Annotated in this window: 1 protein-coding gene; it reads left to right on the top strand. The window is 53.8% G+C overall.

All coding sequences use genetic code 11. The annotated features are described in order from the left end of the window. The first annotated feature begins 279 nt into the window (after positions 1 to 279). Complete coding sequence (locus ADB02_RS02445) at positions 280 to 1,728, top strand: nucleobase:cation symporter-2 family protein (RefSeq protein WP_049189566.1); 1,449 nt, start codon at positions 280 to 282, stop codon at positions 1,726 to 1,728. The last annotated feature ends 542 nt before the right edge of the window (positions 1,729 to 2,270 follow it).

Genomic DNA, 2,270 nt, shown 5'->3' on the forward strand with positions numbered 1-2,270 from the left:
TGACCCCGGATACATTACACACACTTCACACATAAAGCGAACCCCCAGGTCACAATGCTTTTCTAGGGCACTTTCGAGCTAATAGAAGACCATAACCGTAGAGTTTCACTTAAAGCTGTTCGGCAATGCATTCGTTCACCGGCTTCTTACGCACACTCACGAGTTATCTCAGCAAAGTGACAAGTCTCGAGGCCTTCGTCGTAAAGCGAGATGGAGCGAAACCACCCCAATAGAAAGCTCCAGTGAGGAAAAGCTGGGCTAGGGAACTAAAGTCGAACTGTGACTACATCAACGAAGACCGATGCCCGGCCGGTCCATCCGGTCGATGAGTATCCGGGCCATGTGAAATTGCTTGTACTCGGCTTTCAACATGTGCTCGCCGCGTATGCAGGCGCGGTGGCAGTCCCGCTTTTCGTGGGCTGGGCACTTGTGGATGCCGGGCGTATGTCCCCATCCGATATTCCGCACCTAATTGCCGCGGACCTGTTTGTTGCCGGCATCGCCACCATCGTGCAGTCGGTGGGTATTTGGCGATTTGGTGTGCGGTTACCACTGATTCAGGGCTGTACCTTCTCTGCCGCCATTCCGATGGTCACTATCGGATCGCAATACGGCGTGCCCGCAATCTACGGTTCGGTGATTGCATCGGGCATTTTCATGATGCTCTTTGCACCGCTTTTTGCATCGCTTCTACGTCTATTTCCGCCGTTGGTCACTGGCACGGTGCTATTGATTATCGGTACGACGCTTATGCCAGTCGCAGCTGACTGGGTTGGTGGCGGTGCTGAAGTCAAGGACACTCCTGATTTCGGCACGCCCCAAAACTTGGCAGTAGCTGTGTTTGTGTTGGTCTTGATTCTCAGTATTGAGCGTTGGGCACCGGAATGGCTCGCCCGAATCGCCGTTCTAGTGGGCATGATTTCTGGGTTGCTGCTGTGCATTCCATTGGGAATGGTGGATTGGTCTGGGACTAAGGACTCACCAATCTTTGGGCTGACACATCCGTTCTACTTCGGCATGCCTGAGTTTGTCTTCTCGGCTGTATTTGCCATGTGCATTGTCTCGCTTGTGACTATGGTCGAGGCGACTGGAGATGTGCTTGCAATCGGTGAGATTACCGAGACCGAGATTGATAATCGCCGTATTGCCGACACACTGCGTGCCGACGGTGCTGCGACCGTGATCGGCGGTATTTTCAATACCTTCGAATACACGGCGTTTGCCCAGAACATCGGCGTCCTGTCCATCACGGGCGTGCGATCCCGATGGGTTACCGCAGCTGCAGGCGGAATGCTGCTGATTCTGGGACTGATTCCAAAGACGGCCGCTCTCGTTGCTGCTATCCCGGCTCCAGTTTTGGGAGGTGCCGGTATCGCCTTGTTCGGCATGGTCGCAGCATCCGGCGTCCGCACCCTATCCAAGGTTAAGTTCACTGAATCCAACGTGATCGTGGTTGGTATTCCGTTGGCACTGGCATTGCTTCCGGCTGTATCGCCCGAACTATTCTCCGGACTGCCGGCATGGGCACAAACGTTTATGGCCTCAGGAATCTGCGTAGGTTCCGTCGCAGCTATTATCTTGAACCTTTTGTTCAACACCGCCGACCGTGCACCGCACGCAGTTACTCCGAGCGCTCACGACACCTTCCGCGGAGGTATCAACTCTGAAGATAAGGACCACGACGGCTACGGCGACGTCCCGCCCGCTAAGCCAAGCAGTAATAACTAACTTCGGTACTTTGATTAGCGTGGCTGGATAGCTCAATCCCATACCGCGCTGGCGTAATTAAATACAACACATTCCCGTATGGGCGCAGGCAATACCTCGCCCATACGGGATTTCCTTTTGGCGCGACCTTGGATGGCGCCGCGTTGTCTCGTAGGTAGGGCTTAAGAATCAGGACGAATTCCAAATAAGCGTATGGATCCCTATTTGGACAGCTTGGCAGTAAAGCCCCATTGAAGCGCGGTATCTGCATGTCGGGATGAGTGGCTGTGGTAAACACAGAAGTGCAATAACTGAATCGGACATGCCAACAAGCTCAGTGCCAGAATTCGAGGAGCCTCCGACCGGTGTACTGCGCATCGGACCCTTCTAAGTACCCGCAATTAAGCCAAATCGGTAGCTACCCCGAGATATAAGCCACGACATTTGTCGATTAAATGTTGTTTACTCGTGGGCACAAAAGTGGGCCGCAGCACCCAACCCCACACAAGGGGCAAGGCAACCACGACCCACAAACAAGATTATTATGCCGGCGGCGACCTACT

Origin of the sequence: Corynebacterium sp. 212_CJEI (assembly GCF_001055915.1) — a bacterium.
GTDB classification, from domain to species: domain Bacteria; phylum Actinomycetota; class Actinomycetes; order Mycobacteriales; family Mycobacteriaceae; genus Corynebacterium; species Corynebacterium jeikeium_D.